Origin of the sequence: Bradyrhizobium liaoningense, assembly GCF_018130955.1 — a bacterium.
GTDB classification, from domain to species: Bacteria; Pseudomonadota; Alphaproteobacteria; order Rhizobiales; family Xanthobacteraceae; genus Bradyrhizobium; species Bradyrhizobium liaoningense_C.
Map to the genome: position 1 here is coordinate 1 of NZ_JAFCJM010000036.1, position 17775 is coordinate 17775.

At 61.8% G+C, this 17775-nt stretch carries 21 protein-coding genes; 15 read left to right on the forward strand and 6 right to left on the reverse strand.

Annotated features, from left to right (window positions below):
* A partial coding sequence (tnpA, locus tag JQ632_RS25520) for an IS66-like element accessory protein TnpA (protein WP_212405347.1) occupies positions 1-293 on the reverse strand: 293 nt, incomplete at its 3' end.
* Between the two features lie 107 nt (positions 294-400).
* Here tnpA and JQ632_RS25525 point away from each other — a divergent pair.
* Complete coding sequence (locus JQ632_RS25525; RefSeq protein ID WP_312015663.1) at positions 401-964, forward strand: hypothetical protein; 564 nt, start codon at positions 401-403, stop codon at positions 962-964.
* A gap of 375 nt (positions 965-1339) precedes the next feature.
* On the opposite strand, the gene JQ632_RS25530 is transcribed toward JQ632_RS25525, so the two are convergent.
* On the reverse strand, positions 1340-2320 hold the full coding sequence (locus tag JQ632_RS25530; RefSeq protein WP_212405348.1) for a LysR family transcriptional regulator: 981 nt from the start codon (positions 2318-2320) through the stop codon (positions 1340-1342).
* 103 nt (positions 2321-2423) lie between these two features.
* On the opposite strand from JQ632_RS25530, the gene JQ632_RS25535 reads away from it, so the two are divergent.
* From JQ632_RS25535 to JQ632_RS25590, 12 genes are read left to right on the forward strand one after another with little or no spacing between them, the layout of a single operon-like run.
* Positions 2424-3368 carry a ketopantoate reductase family protein gene (locus tag JQ632_RS25535; RefSeq protein ID WP_212405349.1) on the forward strand — a complete coding sequence of 315 codons (945 nt, stop codon included), beginning with the start codon at positions 2424-2426 and terminating at the stop codon, positions 3366-3368.
* Between the two features lie 4 nt (positions 3369-3372).
* Entirely contained in the window at positions 3373-3759 is a 387-nt protein-coding gene (locus JQ632_RS25540) for a VOC family protein (protein ID WP_212405350.1), read from the forward strand.
* A gap of 11 nt (positions 3760-3770) precedes the next feature.
* Positions 3771-4241, forward strand: coding sequence for a MaoC/PaaZ C-terminal domain-containing protein (locus tag JQ632_RS25545; protein ID WP_212405351.1), 471 nt, complete (start codon positions 3771-3773; stop codon positions 4239-4241).
* On the forward strand, positions 4238-5464 hold the full coding sequence (locus JQ632_RS25550; protein ID WP_212405352.1) for a CaiB/BaiF CoA-transferase family protein: 1227 nt from the start codon (positions 4238-4240) through the stop codon (positions 5462-5464). The genes JQ632_RS25545 and JQ632_RS25550 overlap by 4 nt, the downstream gene beginning before the upstream one ends.
* Before the next feature lie 3 nt (positions 5465-5467).
* Entirely contained in the window at positions 5468-6295 is an 828-nt protein-coding gene (gene aroE / locus JQ632_RS25555) for a shikimate dehydrogenase (RefSeq protein WP_212405353.1), read from the forward strand.
* A gap of 15 nt (positions 6296-6310) precedes the next feature.
* On the forward strand, positions 6311-7165 hold the full coding sequence (locus JQ632_RS25560; protein WP_212405354.1) for a shikimate dehydrogenase: 855 nt from the start codon (positions 6311-6313) through the stop codon (positions 7163-7165).
* A gap of 51 nt (positions 7166-7216) precedes the next feature.
* Positions 7217-7885 carry an amino acid ABC transporter permease gene (locus JQ632_RS25565; protein ID WP_212405355.1) on the forward strand — a complete coding sequence of 223 codons (669 nt, stop codon included), beginning with the start codon at positions 7217-7219 and terminating at the stop codon, positions 7883-7885.
* Between the two features lie 11 nt (positions 7886-7896).
* On the forward strand, positions 7897-8553 hold the full coding sequence (locus JQ632_RS25570; protein WP_212405356.1) for an amino acid ABC transporter permease: 657 nt from the start codon (positions 7897-7899) through the stop codon (positions 8551-8553).
* Positions 8554-8604: 51 nt separating this feature from the next.
* Positions 8605-9432 (forward strand): transporter substrate-binding domain-containing protein, encoded by an 828-nt coding sequence (locus tag JQ632_RS25575; RefSeq protein ID WP_212405357.1) that lies wholly within the window; start codon positions 8605-8607, stop codon positions 9430-9432.
* Positions 9433-9489: 57 nt separating this feature from the next.
* Positions 9490-10236, forward strand: coding sequence for an amino acid ABC transporter ATP-binding protein (locus JQ632_RS25580; protein ID WP_249152527.1), 747 nt, complete (start codon positions 9490-9492; stop codon positions 10234-10236).
* Positions 10237-10252: 16 nt separating this feature from the next.
* Positions 10253-10702 (forward strand): type II 3-dehydroquinate dehydratase, encoded by a 450-nt coding sequence (aroQ, locus tag JQ632_RS25585; protein WP_212405358.1) that lies wholly within the window; start codon positions 10253-10255, stop codon positions 10700-10702.
* 6 nt (positions 10703-10708) lie between these two features.
* Positions 10709-11752, forward strand: a complete 1044-nt coding sequence (locus JQ632_RS25590; protein WP_212405359.1) for a Gfo/Idh/MocA family protein — start codon at positions 10709-10711, stop codon at positions 11750-11752.
* Positions 11753-11847: 95 nt separating this feature from the next.
* Here JQ632_RS25590 and JQ632_RS25595 read toward each other — a convergent pair whose 3' ends face one another.
* On the reverse strand, positions 11848-12780 hold the full coding sequence (locus tag JQ632_RS25595; RefSeq protein ID WP_212405360.1) for a LysR family transcriptional regulator: 933 nt from the start codon (positions 12778-12780) through the stop codon (positions 11848-11850).
* A 118-nt stretch (positions 12781-12898) separates the two neighbouring features.
* Between JQ632_RS25595 and JQ632_RS25600 the strand changes: the two genes are divergently transcribed.
* Together JQ632_RS25600 and dctA are read left to right on the forward strand one after the other, a co-directional pair.
* Positions 12899-13972: a 4-oxalomesaconate tautomerase gene (locus JQ632_RS25600; protein ID WP_212405361.1), complete on the forward strand. Its 1074-nt coding sequence runs from the start codon at positions 12899-12901 to the stop codon at positions 13970-13972.
* Between the two features lie 61 nt (positions 13973-14033).
* On the forward strand, positions 14034-15413 hold the full coding sequence (gene dctA / locus JQ632_RS25605) for a C4-dicarboxylate transporter DctA (protein ID WP_409363516.1): 1380 nt from the start codon (positions 14034-14036) through the stop codon (positions 15411-15413).
* 156 nt (positions 15414-15569) lie between these two features.
* Here dctA and JQ632_RS25610 read toward each other — a convergent pair whose 3' ends face one another.
* From JQ632_RS25610 to JQ632_RS25620, 3 genes are read right to left on the reverse strand one after another with little or no spacing between them, the layout of a single operon-like run.
* The gene (locus tag JQ632_RS25610) at positions 15570-16067 is read right to left on the reverse strand and encodes a nuclear transport factor 2 family protein (RefSeq protein ID WP_212405363.1); all 498 of its coding nucleotides are present in this window, start codon (positions 16065-16067) and stop codon (positions 15570-15572) included.
* Positions 16064-16912, reverse strand: a complete 849-nt coding sequence (locus JQ632_RS25615; RefSeq protein WP_212405364.1) for an SDR family NAD(P)-dependent oxidoreductase — start codon at positions 16910-16912, stop codon at positions 16064-16066. Before JQ632_RS25615 ends, JQ632_RS25610 begins: the two co-directional genes overlap by 4 nt.
* Complete coding sequence (locus JQ632_RS25620; RefSeq protein ID WP_212405365.1) at positions 16909-17697, reverse strand: SDR family NAD(P)-dependent oxidoreductase; 789 nt, start codon at positions 17695-17697, stop codon at positions 16909-16911. Before JQ632_RS25620 ends, JQ632_RS25615 begins: the two co-directional genes overlap by 4 nt.
* Between the last annotated feature and the right edge of the window lie 78 nt (positions 17698-17775).

Here is a 17775-nt window from a genome sequence, read left to right on the forward strand (position 1 = left end):
CCGCTGCTCGCCGGCACGATGGGACAAGGCGACGACCCTGCTTCCGCGACCACCATTGCCGGTACAAAGCCAGGTTGAGGGGCATCCCCCGGCTCAGGTCGAAACGAGCGTCGCCATCGCAGCAGCAATGAGCGCGAAACGCCATACCGACGCGCTGTTGCCGCGACTTGGCGCGGCGCCTGTAAGCTCTCCAGGACGATCTTGAGCTTCTCATCCTCGGACCAGCGCCGCCGCCGGCCCGTATCCACCACCTCAAGCCGCTCGACCTGGGCACTGCGCCTATCACTGTCCATAAGGACAGTTCTCAACAACACGCCTCATTCGGCAAGGCGGCCTTTGCCGGACGGATACAGCCGAGCAGAAGGCCGTCAAGGCGCTTCAGCGCCAGCTCGTCGACATCGTGTCGGATCTGTTGATCCGGCTCGATACCGAAGGCAAGATCGTCAAGCGATCGAAGAAAGTCTGCACCATGATGCTGTTCGGCATGCTCAACTTCAGCCACACTTGGTACGACCCCAAGGGGGATATCGAGCCGAAGGAGTTTGCCGACATGGTGGTGAGCTTGTTTCTGTACGGCTTCGCAGCGCCTGCCGAAAAAGGAGCTGCTGCGCGAAAACAACACGCTTCGTTCGGGCGTTGCAAACCGTCGACCCGAAGGTTCACGCGAAAATCCTCTCGTGGACAACGATCATCCCCGTCGCGAGCATTGCGGCCTCCCAATCTGGTGTGCCCGAGAATTCTCGGGACGAGATCGGTTTGCAACTGGAGGCCCCAGTGTCGCAACGGAAGTGCTGGCAAGGTTGGAGCTCAGATCTCGCCTGAGGTATGGAAGTCGCGAGATTTCGAGAGCCGATTTCCGTGCCGCGGGCTCCCAATTTCATTTGGAAACAATTGCCAAGCTATTGATATTGTTAGGGCGCAACTCTGCGCTTTTTTCCAAATGCGCATTGAAATCCTTGAATAATCAAACTGATTTTGATTCCGCCATTCGGAGGTTCGATCCCTCCCGCCCCAGCCAGCTCTCAAGCTGTTGAGTTCATTCGGTAAGCAGTTTCATCCCAGTCAGGTCTTTTGGGCGCGTTTGGAAACACAGATTCTAAGGCTCGGTCCAGAACGAACTAAACGGCGTGGCCGTGCTGGCTTATCTCCGAGGCTTCCAACCGAACGTATACCGCGGAAGCCGCTCGGGCAGGTCTGTTTTGCCCTCATCGTAGAATAGGGTGCTACGGCGAACGAAGCGGACAACCGGTCGAGATGCGCTTGTGCGGAATTGCAGCCGTGCCGCAGTCCGCCTAGCCGCGGACTCGGGGGGCGGTTGTTGGCCCGCTACCGGGGACCATTACGACCGCAAATTGCGTGGACTTCGTTTCCTTGGCCGACCGGAACGATAGAGACCCCGCACGTCCTGCTGTTGAAAAAGCTCCCCGCAGACGTCACGCAACCATTGGCTTGCCCGGTCGTGATGGAAGCGGGCATGCCAATATTGCTTCACGGTAAAACCGGTGATTGGCACGGGGCAATCGAGCACGCGCAGTCCGTAATAATGAGCCAGCGTTTCGCCGATGTGCCTTGGAAGAGTGGCGATCAGGTCGGTCGTCCCGACGATTGCGGGTAATCCCAGGAAGCCCGGTAGCTCAAGCGCAATGTCAAGCACCATCCGCTGCTCCTGTAGCGCGCCCGCGAGCAACTGATGACCGGTGCCGGAGCGAATGAGGACATGGGCCTCCCGCCTGAAATCCTTAGCGGTGATGCGGTCGCGGATCCGGGCATGGTTTGCGTTCGCCAGGCAGACCCAATCCTGCGGAAATAGCGCCTGCTGGAAGTGTCCCGCATCGAGATCGGAGATGTAGCCGAGCGCCAGATCGGCCTCGCCCGACTGCAGCATTCGCGGAGTATCGCCGCCAATCTGCGCCGCCTGAATGCGGATGCCCGGAGCAACACGACGAACGTGGGCGAGGATGGCCGGGAGGAGCGTGATGTGGCTCGCATCCGTCATGCAAATAGTGAAGCGGCGCTTGGCAGTCGCCGGATCAAACTCGGAGCGAAGCTCCGCCAGACGATGCAGCATCTCCAGCGCTTGTCTGGCCGCGCCGATGAGAGCCTCGGCGCGCGGCGTCGGCAGCATTCCCTGCGGTGAGCGGATGAAGAGTGGATCGTCCAGTTCCTTTCGCAGGCGTGCCAGCCAGATCGAAATGGTCGGCTGACTTTGGCCGAGTTTCTCGGCCGCCTTGGTGACGCTGCCCGTGGTGAATAATGCATCGAAGAGCCTGAGCAGGCGCGGCTCCAGCAGTTTCGTCTCGGTGTGATCCTGAGCTTTCATTGCGAATCACAATAATGGCTATAAGGATCATAGCATATCTTAATGTCGAGCAGCCTGCTACCACGCGACCAACGCCGAGAAAGGCGCTGGGAGAAGCGTTCGGATGAGGATCTGCTTTATCGGAGCGGGGGCCTTAGGCTCGACCATCGGCGGCACGCTGGCGCGCGGGGGAGCCGAGGTCTGGCTGATTGATCCGTTCCAGGCCCATGTTGACACAATCAACGCCAGCGGGCTTCGCATGCTCGAAGGTAGCGCCGAAACCGTCGTGAAGGTCACCGCCTGCACGTCCGCGGCCCAAGTCGGCGTCAAGGCCGACCTCGTCATCGTCCTCGTCAAATCCTACCACACGCGTGAGGCCATCCGGGCGGCAGCGCCGATCATCGGGCCGCATACGGTCGTGATGTCGCTTCAAAACGGTCTTGGCCACGAGGACATCCTGTCGGAGGAAGTTGGTCGTGACCGTGTCATGGCGGGCAAGACCTACGTCGGCGGCGTGCTGCTTGGCCCCGGTCATGTTCGCTCCGGGGTCATCGGCAAGGAAACCATCATTGGCGAGCTCGATGGACGCTTGACGGAACGCGGACAGCGAATCTCCGAGACTTTCAACCGCGCCGGGATCCTCACGCTGCTCAGCGACAACATCCTGGGCACGATGTGGGACAAGCTCTTTATCAACGTCGCTGGCGGTGGCGTTACCGCCATCACCGGCCTGACTTATGGTGGCCTCTATTCGCTCCCCGTCCTTGAGGAGTGCGCGCTGGCCGCGATCTCAGAGAGCATCGCGGTCGCGCGAGCTGCCGGCGTGAAGATCTCGATTGCCGATCCGCGCCGTGCATGGACGATGGCGTCCGCTGGACTACCGCCCGAATTCAAGACGTCGATGTTGCAGAGCTTGCAGTCCGGCAATCTGACAGAGGTCGATTACATTCACGGCTCCGTCGTGCGTTGGGGCGCCAAGCTCAGCGTGCCGACCCCCGTCAACTCGACCCTCGTCGCGCTGGTCAAAGGGCTCGAATACGCCCGCAGCGACTATCCCGGAAAGGCCTGAGGCGATGTCGTTGCCCCGGGCCTATGTCGAACACGTCGCGATCCGCGTGACGGACGTTGATCGTCACGTCGACTTCTTTCGTGAGGTGCTCGGTCTTGCCATTCGCGACGAGCAACCCGCCGATGGCGCCCGCCCGCGTCAGGTATGGGTGCTCGGAAGCGTGCAACTCATCGAGGACCCGAACTTCGTCGGACCGGAGGGGCGTCTCGCCCATCTCGGCATCATGGTCGACGATTACGAAGGCGTGCTCGCCCGTGCCGCCGCCTGGGGCGCCAAGGCGCTACCCGCGGGGCCGAACTGGCTCGAGCTGCCGGGCGGGCTGAACGTCGAAATCTTGCAAGCCAGTGCGGGTGCCGTGGAAGCGGCGCTGGCGATCAATCCACGGGCCTAGGAATACGCGACATGACCAACGAGCGCTACTGGGACGATGCCAAGGTCGGCGACGAATGCGTCACTCGCTCAGTGACGGTTACCGAAACGATGGTGAATGCCTACGCCGAGCTAACGGGCGATTTCACGCCGGTTCATGTCGACGAGGAATACGCCAAGACCACACCATTCGGTACGCGCGTCGCGCACGGGCTGTTTGGTCTGTCGCTGGCCGATGGTTTGAAGACCCGTGCCGACTACCGCTTCCTTCCGGGAATGTCACTGGGGTGGACGTGGGATTTCAAGTTGCCGATCAAGCTCGGCGACACCGTGCATGTGAAGTTTCGCGTCGGTTCAATGCGAACAACTAAGCGGGAAGGGTGGGGCATCGTGGTGCTGCCCTCGGAACTGATCAATCAGAGGGGCGAAGTGGTGCAGCTCGGTGAGCACCGGCTGATGATTCCGATGCGCCCGAAGTCCAACGCCGCAGGAGAGCAGGCATGACCGCGCAGGATCTGCCGCTCAAAGGGATTCGCGTCATCGATTACAGCCATTTCCTTGCGGGCCCGTTCATGGGCCGCTGCCTCGCGGCGATGGGCGCGGACGTCATCAAGGTGGAGCGTCCGAAGCAAGGCGATGCGGGCCGCGCCCACGGCTATTTCAAGGACGGCCAGTCCGGCTACTTTCTGCAGCAGAATATGGGCAAGCAGGGGCTCTGCATCGATCTGCGCGACGAGCGTGGTCTCGACATGATGATGAAGTTGGTCGACACCGCCGACGTTTTCATCGAGAACTACCGCCCCGGCGCACTCGAGCGCCTCGGGCTCGGTTACAAGGCGCTGTCGGCGCGGAATCCCGGACTGATCTACTGCTCGGTCTCCGCCTATGGCCACACCGGTCCCTATGCCGACCGTCCGGGTTTTGGCTTGATCGCAGAGGCGATGTCGGGCGCTCTGGCGCAACTGGGCAATCCCGGCGAAGCGCCGCCGCTGCTGCGGATGCCACTGGCCGACATGTACACCGGCATTCATGGCGTTGCGGCCATCAATGCGGCTCTCGTTGGCCGCGGATCGTCCGGGCGCGGTCAACACATCGATCTGGCGCTGTACGACTGCATGGTCTCGATGCACGACTATGCGGTTCAGCGTTACTTCCTCTCGGGCGGTGCCGACCTGCCGAAGCAGACGGGCAGCGGACAGCCGGACTCGACGGTTTACGGGGTCTTTCCGGCCAAGGACGGCAATCTTGTGATCGCCGCGCAAGTCGATGATGCGTGGCGACGATTGGCGACGTTGATTGGGGGAAGCAGGCTGTCATCCGACGAGCGCTTCACCACGCCTGCGGCGCGGAACGCCCATTATGCCGAAGCGATGGATATCGTGCGCGACTGGACGCTGTCGCAGCCGTCTCGGGATGTTTGTCTTGCCGCGCTCGAGGAAGCAGGTGTGCCGTCCGCTCCCGTGCAGACTATCGAAGAAGTCGTGAAGGATCCGCAGATCCACGCGCGTGGCATGCTGGTCGAGCAGGAGCATCCTGTGCTCGGCAAGGTGACGTTGCCGAACCTGCCATTCCGCTTCTCCGACTGCGACACCACGCTGCGTACTCCGGCACCACTGCTGGGCCAGGACAATCGCCGCATTGCGGGGTCGCTGGGACTGTCGGCTGAGCTCGTCGAGGCGATGGTGCGCGACGGGGTCCTTTACAACGAAGCCGCAGTGCAGGAGTGAGTGATGAGCGATCGTTATGCGGTGATTGGCAATCCGATCGGCTTCAGCAAATCACCCCTCATCCATGGCACTTTCGCCAGGATGACGGGACAAGACCTCGTCTATGAGGCGATCGAGGGTCCCCTCAACGGCTTCAGCGAACGCGTTGATCAATTCCGGACGGAAGGCGCCAAGGGGCTGAATATCACGGCCCCGTTCAAGCTCGATGCTTTCGCCTACGCAAACGAGCTTTCAGAGAGCGCCGACCGAGCTGGCGCCGCAAACTGCCTGAAGTTCGAAGGCGATCGGATCATCGCCGAGAATTTCGACGGGATCGGCCTCGTGCGGGACATCACGGTCAATCTCGGCGTCAAAATGGCCGGCCGGCGCGTCCTAATGCTCGGGGCTGGAGGCGCGGCGCGTGGCGCGCTGCTGCCGTTCCTGCGCCAGGAGCCGCTAGAGCTGGTTCTGGTCAACCGGACGCTGTCGAAAGCGGTGGCATTGGCCGAAGAGTTTGCCGGCTGTGGTCCCCTGATCGTCAGCGGCTATGCCGAGTTGGCCGATCTTGCCGAAGGCTATGACGTCGTCGTCAACGCGACGTCGGCCAGCCTGCGCGGTGAGATGCCGCCGCTTCCCGGCAATGTCTTCCGCGGTGCGGAGCTGGCATACGAACTCGCTTACGGCAAAGGGCTGACCCCCTTTCTGCAAGCGGCCCGCGCCGAAGGCGTGGCCAAGCTTGCCGATGGCGTCGGCATGCTGGTCGAGCAGGCGGCCGAAGCTTTTGCCTGGTGGCGCGGTGTTCGACCGAGCACGGCTCAGGTCATCGCCGAGCTGACTGTCCCCCTGAGCTGACGGGCGATGCCGAACATGCATTCGAAGTCCAGCTTTCTCGTCGGCCTGATCGGCAGCGGCATCGCTGCGTCCCGCACGCCGCCCATGCACGAAGCAGCCGCTGACGCCGCCGGCATCCGCTATCTCTACAAGAAGATCGATCTGACGGAGCTGAAGCTCGGTGTGGAGGCGTTGCCGGAATTGCTGACGGCAGCAAGGCGGATGGGCTTCGACGGGTTGAACGTGACCCATCCCTGCAAGCAGGCGATCCTGCCTCTCTTGGACGAGCTTTCGCCCGACGCGGAGGCGCTTGGTGCCGTGAACACCGTCGTCGTCAGGGACAGTCGAATGACTGGCCACAACACGGACTGGTTCGGCTTCGCCGAGAACTTTCGCCGCAACATGCAAGATGCCCCGCTCGCTCGCGTCGTCCAATTCGGCGCGGGCGGTGCAGGCGCGGCGGTCGCTTTCGCGCTCATGAAGCTCGGGGTGCGGGAATTGACGATCATCGACGTCGATGTGGCCAAGGCACAGAGCCTGGTCGATAGTTTGTCGCCTCGATTCGCAGAGACACGTGTGAAGGTCGGCCACGACGCGGCCGCGGCCGTGGCTGCCGCCCAGGGAATCGTCAACGCGACGCCGATCGGCATGGACAAATACCCGGGCACCCCGCTGCCGACGGCCCTGCTGCGTCCTGATCTCTGGGTCGCCGAGATCGTCTACTTCCCGCTGGAAACCGCGCTGCTGCGGGCGGCACGCGCCCTCGGCTGCCGCACCGTCGACGGCGGAGGCATGGCGATCTTCCAGGGCACCGAAGCATTTCGCCTGTTCACGGGCATCTCACCTGATCCGGACGTCTTTTTCGCCACGTTTGCATCCCTGGGAGGGTGACGTCAGGCCGATGGGCGAGCGGCACGCACAACGCCCGAGAGGAAACGCAAGATGGGCTACACGCTCGATTTCTCGGTGGTTTGGCATGCCATGCCCGCGCTGCTGTGGGGGTGCGTGGGTACGCTGGGCCTGGCGCTCGCGGGCATGACGCTCGCAATGATCATCGGTGTCGTCGGCGTCGCGGCACGCGATTCGAAGGCGGCATGGTTGCGTGCTCTCGTGATCGGTTTCGTCGAGATCGTGCGCAATACGCCTTTCCTGGTCCAGATTTTCTTTCTGTTCTTCGCCCTGCCGCTCATCGGGTTGAAGCTCAATCCGACCGCTACCGCCATTATCGCACTCGGTGTCAATGGCGGCGCCTACGCCATCGAGATCATCCGCGGCGGGGTGCAATCCATTCACAAGGGGCAGGTGGAGGCCGGCTACGCGCTCGGCCTGCACAAAGGACAGGTATTCCGGTTCATCGTGCTCAAGCCCGCGCTTCGCGCGATTTACCCCTCGCTCACGGGTCAGTTCATCATGCTGACGCTGACCTCGTCGATCTGTTCGGCCGTATCGGCTTACGAATTGACGTCGGTTGCCCAGCGCATCGAGAGCGATACGTTCCGCAGCTTCGAGGTCTATTTCTCCGTCACCTTCCTCTATCTCGCGATCTCTTGGCTGCTGATGCTGGGCTTTGCGGTCGTCTCTCACCGCTTCTTCTCATATCCGACACGCTGAGGAGGGCGATCATGACACCGCATTTTGGTCTTCCCGAGTTTGGCTTCCTGTTGCGTGGGCTGCAATGGACGGTGCTGCTGACGGTGGTCGCGTTTGTGGGCGGCTGCACGGCGGGTCTGGCCGTCGCATTGCTGCGCACCTGCGGTCATAAAGGCGTGGAATGGATCACCCGCATCTATATCGGGATATTCCAGGGCACTCCGCTGCTGCTGCAGCTTTTCGTCGTGTATTACGGATTGGCCCTGACCGGGTTGAAGCTCGACGCATTCGTCGCGGTGGCGATCGGTTTCACCGTGAATGCCTCCGCCTTCCTCGGTGAGATTTGGCGCGGCGCGATCCAGGCCGTGCCGCGCGGGCAGACCGAGGCGGCGATGGCGCTGGGACTGCACTATTCGTCCCGCATGCGCGACATCGTGCTCCCGCAGGCGATCCGCATCTCGCTGCCGGCGACCATCGGCTTTCTCGTGCAGCTCATCAAGGGCACTTCGCTCGCCGCCATCGTCGGCTTCATCGAACTCGCCCGCGCCGGTCAAATCGTATCGAACCAGACCTTCCAGCCGTTGCTCGTCTTCGGCGTGGTCGGCGCGATGTATTTCATCCTCTGCTGGCCACTGTCGTGGTGGGGCAGTCGGATGGAGGCCAGGCTCGCCCTGGCCAGTCAAAGGTAGGAACGGCGCACCTGCTCAATCACAAACAGCCATCACCAGGAGGAGATACTCATGTTGTTTTCACCCAACCGTCGCCAGATCGGCATCGCGCTAATGGCATTGGCGGCTATCGCCATCGCAGGCAAATCGCAGGCCGGCACTCTGGAAGACGTGAAGAAGAAGGGCGTCGTCGTCATCGGCATTCAGGGTGACAATCCGCCCTGGGGCTATGTCGATAGCTCAGGAAAGCAGGACGGCATCGATGCCGACATGGGCCGCGCCTTCGCTGAATATCTCGGTGTGAAGGCCGAGTTCGTCCCGTTGGCGGTGGCCAATCGTATTCCGGCGCTGACCACAGGCCGCGTGGACATCCTGTTCGCAACCATGGCCATGCTACCCGAGCGCGCGAAGGCGGTGCAGTATTCCAAACCGTATGTTGCCAACGAGATCACGCTCGTCGCTGCCCAGGCGACGCCGATCAACAGCAATGCCGATATGGGCAAATTCGTCATCGGCGTTCCGCGGTCCTCCACGCAGGATACTCAGGTGACCAACAACGCCCCGTCCGGGACCGAGATCCGCAGATTTGACGATGACGCCGCCACCATCCAGGCGCTGCTCTCTGGCCAAGTCCAGGCAGTCGGCGCGAACTTGTTTTATCCGCAGCGCCTCAACGCCGCAAAGCCGGAACTCGGGTTCGAACCCAAGCTTCACTTCACCGCCCTTTACAACGGCGCTTGCACGCGCCTCGGCGAGAAGGAGTGGAACGAGACGGCCAACAAGTTCATCGACGAGATCAAATCGAACGGCAAGCTGGTCACTTTCTACGCCAGATGGATGAAGGTCCCGGTCCCGGTCTTCCCCGACTCCGTCCCCGGCGTTCCCTTCACCGTCCAGTAGCCACTGCGAGCGGCCGACGCGATCTGCGTTGGCCGCCGCCCAACGGCGGAGATTAGCATGCAGGACCAGATCCTGATCGAAATGAAGAGCGTGCAGAAGTGGTACGGCGGATACCAGGCTCTCCGCAACGTCGATCTCACCGTGCGCAAGGGCGAGAAGATCGTGCTCTGCGGTCCGTCCGGTTCAGGCAAGTCGACACTTATCCGCTGTATCAACCGTCTGGAGGCGATCCAGCAGGGCAGTATCGTGGTGAACGGCCATCGGCTGGACGACAGCATCAAGGCAATCGACGTCGTACGTCAGGATGTCGGCATGGTCTTTCAAAGCTTCAATCTTTTTCCGCATATGACGGTCTTGCAGAATTGCATGCTCGCGCCTATCCGCGCGCGCCGCATCAGCAAAACCGAGGCAGAGGCGACCGCGCGAAAATATCTTGAGCGCGTCCGCATCGGTGACCAGGCCGAGAAGTATCCGGCTCAACTCTCGGGCGGTCAGCAACAGCGCGTCGCGATCGCGCGTGCGCTCTGCATGCAGCCCAAGGTCATGCTGTTTGACGAGCCAACCTCGGCTCTCGATCCCGAAATGGTCAAGGAGGTGCTCGATACGATGATCGGCCTCGCCAACGACGGCATGACCATGATTTGCGTCACCCATGAGATGGGCTTTGCGCGCCAGGTTGCCGATCGCGTCATCTTCATGGCTGAAGGCCAGATCATCGAAGAAGGCGCGCCCGACGCTTTCTTCCGTAATCCACAGCACGCCCGCACCAGGCAGTTCCTTGGCGAGATCCTCGCCCATCACTGAACGGAGTTCTCCTTCGATGAGTCGCCTTGTCTACGTCCTCAACGGCCCGAATCTCAATTTGCTCGGCAAGCGCCAGCCCCACATCTACGGTTTCGAGACGCTTGCGGATGTGGAGCGGGACTGTCGAGCGCTAGGCAAGGAGCTTGGCCTGGAGATTCGCTTCCATCAATCCAACAGAGAATACGAGCTGATCGACTGGATCCACGAGGCACGCGAGACGGCTGCCGGTATCGTGATGAATCCCGCCGCTTTCACCCATACGTCGGTCGCTATCCTGGATGCTTTGAACACGTTCGAGGGGACAGTGATCGAGGTGCACATTTCCAATGTGCACAAGCGCGAGGAATTCCGCCACCACTCGTTTGTCTCAAAACGAGCTGATGGGGTCATCGCAGGGTTCGGCACCCAGGGTTATCTGCTCGGCTTGCGTCGCGTGGCCAAGCTGCTTGATGAGAAGAAGGGATAGCGTCGCATGAGCACACCCGTCCGCCTCTCGGTGATGGGAGCAGGTCTCATCGGCAAGCGACACATCGAGCACGTTCTCGCGCGGCCGGAGGCGATGCTGTCGTCGATCGTCGATCCGGCGCCGGCAGCCCGAGAGTTGGCGGTTTCGCTGAAGGTGGACTGGTATTCGTCCTTCCAGGACATGCTCTCCGGAAATCGGCCGGAAGGGGTGGTTGTCGCCACCCCCAACCAGATGCACGTGGCCAACGGAATGGATTGTATCGCAGCGGGGATCCCAGCGCTGATCGAGAAGCCGTTAGCGGATGACATCGCCGCTGCACAAGCCCTGGTCGAGGCTTCCGAGCGCGCGGGCGTGCCGCTGATCACGGGCCATCATCGTCGCCACAACCCGATGATCCGGCGCGCTAAGGCAGAGATCGACAGCGGCCGGCTGGGCCAGATCGTATCGGTGCATGGCATGTTTTGGCTGATCAAGCCGGACGATTATTTCGACGTGGCCTGGCGCCGCGAAAACGGGGCGGGGCCTGTTTTCTTGAATCTCATCCACGACGTCGACCTGCTGCGGTACCTCTGTGGGGATATCGTCGCGGTGCAGGCTGCCCAATCCAATCGGCTGCGTGGAAATGCGGTCGAAGAGACCGCGGTGATCATCCTGCACTTCGCCTCCGGCGCGCTGGGAACGGTCAATGTCTCCGACACCATCCAGTCGCCCTGGAGCTGGGAATTCACGGCCGGTGAAAACCCGGCCTACAGTCACACGCAGGAGGCATGTTACCAGATCGGCGGCACGGCGGCATCGTTGGCTATTCCGCAACTGGATCTATGGCATCACCCGAGCAAGGCCAGCTGGTGGGCGCCGATTGAGCGCGAGCGGCTGAACTACGAGAAAGCAGACCCGCTTGGCCTGCAAATTGCCAATTTCTGCGGGGTCATCCGCGGTACGGCCGCGCCTGTGGTGAGCGGGCGTGAAGGGCTGAAGACCCTCAGAGTGATCGACGCGGTCAAACGCGCGGCGGAAACCAAAGATTTCGTATCGGTCCGAGATTCGTAAACTCCCTTTTCATTTGGAAGCGACCGCATTCCGGCTGATTTGCGCGATCATTTGCGCGTCGCGGCGCTCAATAGAGCTGGTTCAAGTTCGAAGCCTTAGGAGTGGGGCTGCGGCCTGCCTCGACTGCTCGTCCGTGAAGGCGAGCGCCATGCCTCGAGGAGCATCTTGAGAAATTGACTGGCATGAGGTGATAGCGTCGACCCGTGCCTGCGCACGATTCCGATCGTCCGCGACACCTCCGGCTCGGTCAACCTGACGGTATGAATGATCGGATGGCCGGCCGCCGGCGTCGCGAGCCGCGGCAGTACGGCGATGCCCAGTCCCGCCTCGACGAGACCGAGCGAACCGGAGAGGTGAGAAACTTCATAGGACCAGTTCAACTGCAGGCCGTGTCGCGCCAGTGCATTGTCGATCAACGCGCGGTTGCCACTGTTGCGACCGACGGTAATAACCCGGTGCGACACGATCTCCGACCAGCTTACCTGTTTGCGTGATGCCAACGGATGGTCGTGGCGGCAGGCCAGGACGAAGGGATCTTCGACCAGTTTCTCGAATTCGATTTCGGCATGCGAAGCACCGATGAAATTGATGCCGAAGTCGGCTTCTCCGCGCGCGACCGCTTCCAAGCCCTCATTGGCCCCGATATCTAGAATCCGGATCCGAATGCGCGGATACGCCTCGGCAAAACGGCCGATCGCACGCGGCAGGAAATAAAACACCGCTGTCGGCACCGCAGCCACCGAGACCAAGCCCGAACTTCGCGCGCCGATATCATGGATGGCAAGCACCGACGTCTCGAACTCGTCGATTAGGCGGCGCACCTTCGGCAGGAAATCGCGGCCCGTCATGGTGAGATTGACGTGACGCGTTGATCTTTCGAGCAACGGCGCACCGAGGCTTTCCTCCAGCTTCTGAATGCGTCGGCTCAGCGCCGGCTGCGACAGGTTGAGCGCCTTGGCGGTCCGGACGAAGCTTCCGGTCTCCGCGACGGTAATGAACGCCTTGAGGTCGAGCAATTCTGCGTTCATGGCTGGCTCCTATTATACCGGATGGCGCATTAATACTTCAGATATTTGCATTTTACAGAATAGTTGCAAGAGCCCATGCTCTGTTCGAACGAAGATGTCGCCGAACGGAACAGCTCCAATGAACGATCAGATTGCCATTCCCTGTGTGGTCATGCGCGGCGGAACCTCGCGCGGGCCGTTTTTCCTGGCCAGCGATCTCCCGATCGATTCCAGCGCGCGCGATGCGGTCTTGCTGTCGGTGATGGGGGGCGGCCACGATCTGGGCATCGATGGAATCGGCGGCGGCAATGCCGTCATCAACAAGGTCGCGATTGTTGGACCGGCATCGGTGCCCGGCGCGGATGTCGATTACCTGTTCGCCCAAGTGCGGGTTCGTGAAGGGATCGTCGACACCTCGCCGAACTGCGGGAATATGCTGGCAGCGGTGGGACCGTTCGCGATCGAAGCCGGTCTGGTCGCAGCTGCCGCAGATCGCACCCAGGTGCGCATCCACAATGTCAACACCGGCAAGCTGATTGATGCGACGGTCGCCACCCCGGGCGGGCGGGTGACTTATGAAGGCGAGGCGCGGATCGACGGCGTGCCGGGAACGGCCGCGCCGATCGAATTGTCGTTTCCCAACGCGGCTGGCGCACGCACCGGTCGCCTCCTGCCGACAGGACGACCGGTCGATCGCATCGATGGGATCGACGTGAGCTGCGTCGACGCTGCCATGCCCGTCATGCTGGTCCGCGCGGCGGATCTGGGATGGACCGGCCGTGAGGCACCTTCGGAGTTCGCCGACAGCGACTTCCGCGCCCGGCTCGAAAGCCTGCGCGTCGAGGCCGGACGCCGCATGGGCTTTCCAAATTCCGCGTCCATGGTGATTCCGAAGCCGGTCCTGATCGCACCCGCGACGGACGCGACGTTGCACACGCGGTATTTCATGCCGCACGACTGCCACAGCGCGCTGGCGGTGACCGGCGCGGTGGCGATTGCGACGGCGTGCGTGACGTCAGGGACGATCGCCGCAGAGATGGTCGGGCCGCTGGCGCCGCCGGTGCCCATCACGCTCGCCCATCCCTCCGGCCAGCTCGTGGTTCGGCTTGAGCCCGGCCCGGTCGCCCGAGTGCAGCGGACCGCCCGCCGAATTTTCCAGGGCCACGTCTTCGCCCGGCGAGCGCACGTGCTTCATTCAATCCTGGCGGCCTGAACTCGGTCCGCGCTAGAGCCATCGATAAAAATCAAACACATGGGAGAAACGAGAAATGCACATGCAAGCGCTGGCTGGGTCTCCGAGCACCGAGGTGCGAAAGCCGTTCTACCGTATCCTCTACGTCCAGGTGCTGATCGGTCTCGTGCTGGGTGTCCTCAGCGGTCATTTCTGGCCTGAATTTGGCGCCGCGCTGAAGCCCTTCGGGGACGGCTTCGTCAAGCTGGTCAAGATGATGATCGCGCCGATCGTGTTCTGCACCATTGTGAGCGGCATCAACAGCATCAGCGATTCCCGCGAGGTTGGCCGCACGCTGGTGAAATCCATGGCGCTGTTCTACTTGCTGACCGTGCTTGCACTGCTGGCCGGGCTGATCGCCATATCGTTGATCCAGCCGGGCGTGGGCATGCATGTTTCCGTCAATTCGCTGGATCCGTCGGTAGCTGCAAAATTCACCAAGCAGTCTGGCGCGACCGGATTTGCGGATTTCATGCTGCACATCATCCCGCATTCCTTCTTTGGGGCGTTCGCCGACGGTGAGGTGCTGCCGGTGCTGCTGCTCTCCATCCTGATCGCCTTCGGCCTCAGCCGTGCCGGCGACCAGGGCGCAGTGGTGACGAAGGCGGTCGCCTCGTTCTCCCACGTGCTGTTTGTTGCCTTCGGCTTCATCATGAAGCTGGCTCCCCTCGGCGCTTTTGGCGCCATGGCGTTTACGGTCGGCCGCTACGGCATCCGTTCGATTGGTTCGCTCGGACTGCTGATCCTGACATTCTACATCGCCTGCGCGTTCTTCGTGGTCGTCGTGCTCGGTACGCTGGCGCGGCTGAACGGGTTCAGTCTCTGGAAGACCATCCGTTACTTCAAGGAAGAACTGCTGATCGTGCTCGGCACCTCATCGTCGGAGCCGGCGCTGCCTGGCGCGTTGCGCAAGCTTGAGCAACTCGGGTGCCGCAAAGGCGTGTCAGGGCTCGTGCTGCCGATGGGCTATTCCTTCAATCTGGATGGCAGCGCCATCTATCTCACCCTGGCGTCCATCTTCATCGCCCAGGCCTGCGACATTCACCTGTCATGGGGGCAGATCGCGGCGATGCTCGGGCTGATGCTGCTGACGTCCAAAGGGGCGGCCGGTGTCACCGGGAGCGGCTTCGTCGCGCTGGTCGCAACCCTCTCCGTCATGCCGGATCTGCCGGTGACCGGCGTGGCCCTGCTGATCGGCATCGACCGGTTCATGTCGGAGGCGCGGGCGCTCACCAGCATGATCAGCAACTGTGTCGCAGCCATCACCGTTTCGCTGTGGGAGAACGCCTGTGACCGCGAGCTCCTGGCCCGTGAACTGGGACAGAGTAACGCTCCCGAACCCGCAGCCGGATCGAAGATTGCCGCGGCAGCAGCGGTGCAGGAGGTCAAGAGCTGGATGCCGACAACGCAATCGGCCGCTTGAGGGAGGGATACTTTGGCTGGCGTTGGTCTTCGCGCAGCGAAGACCGCAAGCCTGGCCGGCTCAATCGCAACCGGCGAGGATCCAGATAGATCCGCTATCTCGGGCGGGATGCGGTGCTCCCCTCGCCCAGTGGATCCAAACCGCGAGCTTTGCGATTCACATCTGCACTGGCTTCGCAGCGGCAGCGCCTTCCCAGCCCGGCTCGACTGGAACCACGTACCAGGTGGTCAACACGACCTTTGAAAACAGCCAACGACCATTCTCTCTGACATATTCATCGTCAAAGCGCCCGCCGACCATGATGCTCTTGCCGTTGAGGACAGGGCGCCCGTCAAGATGGCTGTAGCCTTTGCCGCGGTCACCATCGATCTCGACGACATGCGCGTGGATGAACTGGCGCGCCCACTTGATCGGAAAATTGATGAAGAAGGATCGTATCGCCTCTCGGCCGGTGACGGATGGCCGGCCTCCGTAGGAAACCGTGGCATTCTCTGAAAAAAGATCTGCCAGTTCAGCTACCCGGTCCTGATTGACGTATTCGTGATAGGTGCAGCGGAGCGTCCGGATCGCCTCGCGATCGTCATGTTCGGCAAGCCGAATTTCCAGGGCCAGGATCCTTGCTCGCAGGTCCGCATCCTTGTCTGGATTGCTCATGGTCCATCCGTAATGATGTTGTCTGGCTCGTGGTGCCGATGATCGCCGATGATATCGCGGAGCCGCTCCTCGACACGGAGCCGTACTGCCGGATGCGGAAGAATGTAGAAATCGTCGTCGCAAATAGCTTGCATTGTTATCCTGGCAACGTCAGCGGCGCTGACATCGGAGGCCTCCATCCCCGCTCTGACGCGCCGATCGAACGGCGCGCTGTTCGGATTTGATGAGGCCAGATGCGCGGGCCGATGCCTGTCGGAGTCGGCGATAGCCGTCCTGACCAGCGATGGGCACAAGACGTTGACCTTCAGCTTCGAGCCGGCATTCTCGAGGTCTTTCAAGAGGCACTCGGATAAAGCGACGACCGCGTGCTTGCTTGCGCAATAAACTCCCGACCCCGCTACAGCGGTCAATCCCGCGCCCGAGGACGTATTGACGATGTGCCCGTCCTGACCCGCCGCAATCATGCGCGGTACGAAGCTTTGAATACCATAGGCAACTCCCAGGAGATTGACGCCAAGGACCCATTTCCAGTCTTCGGGGGTTGCGGACCAAACCGGGCCCAGCGCTGCGACGCCTGCATTGTTGAAGAGCAGGTGAACATTTCCGAACTCCCCAAATGCGAAGTTGGCGAGATCCTGAACGGCTTCGAAGCTCGACACGTCACATGGCCTCGTGCGCACGGCAACGTTGCTTGGAATCAGGTTTTTCGTGGCCGAAAGCCCGTCGACGTCGACGTCGGCGAGAACCAGATTCATTCCACGTTCGGCACAGGCAACCGCCAATTCGCGGCCAATGCCGCTCCCGGCGCCCGTAACGACGGCGACCCTTCCCTCGAACTGCTTCATGCCGCCGTGATCCCGCCGTCCACGGTGAAAACGGATCCGGTGATGTAACTTGCGGCCGGGGACGCCAGCAGCAGGCTGACGCCGGCAATCTCGCGCGGCATCGCAATCCGTCTCATGGGAACGATGGCTTCGAGAGGCTTTGTTGCGACCTCGTCCAGGAGGCGTCCGCCGCCAAGCGCCGTCCGGAAGAAGCCGGGTGCGATCGCGTTGACCTGGATGTCGAACGGAGCCAGTTCGAGAGCCGCCTGCCTGACGAGATTCACCACCGCCGCTTTCGAAGCCGCATAGGAATATCCTGTGGCCCAAGCTCCGCGCAGTCCCCCTACGGACGCGGTGACCACGATCCGGCCCCGGCGCTGCGCCTTCATATGCCGGGCCGCAGCCTGCATCGTCGTGAATACGCCGGTCTGGTTCGTTGCGAGAACCTCGTTCCATGCGACGAGATCGATGTTTTCGATGTGGCCCTTTGGCGAGACAATTCCCGGCCCGGCGCTGATTCCGGCATTGGCAAACACGACGTCGAGCTTGCCTTTGCGCGCGACAACGTCGTCCATCAGGCGGCGGACGGCATCTGGATCTGCGACATCGACCATCGCAATCTCCGCCCCCGGAATGACCTCTTCGCCGACCCGCCTCAACTCCTTCTCGTTCCTGTCAACCAGGATCAAGTCGGCACCGTTGGCCGCCATTGTCTCGGAAATGGCCAGACCGAGCCCGCTTGCTGCGCCGGTCACGACCGTGACGAGACCGTTGACTGCGAAAAGCTGCTCGGCTGTCAATGACATGAGTTTGTCCTTCATGGGCTGGATTTCGAGTGCACCAGATTCGCGTGTTTCGACGAATGGCGATACGAAGCCTCATCG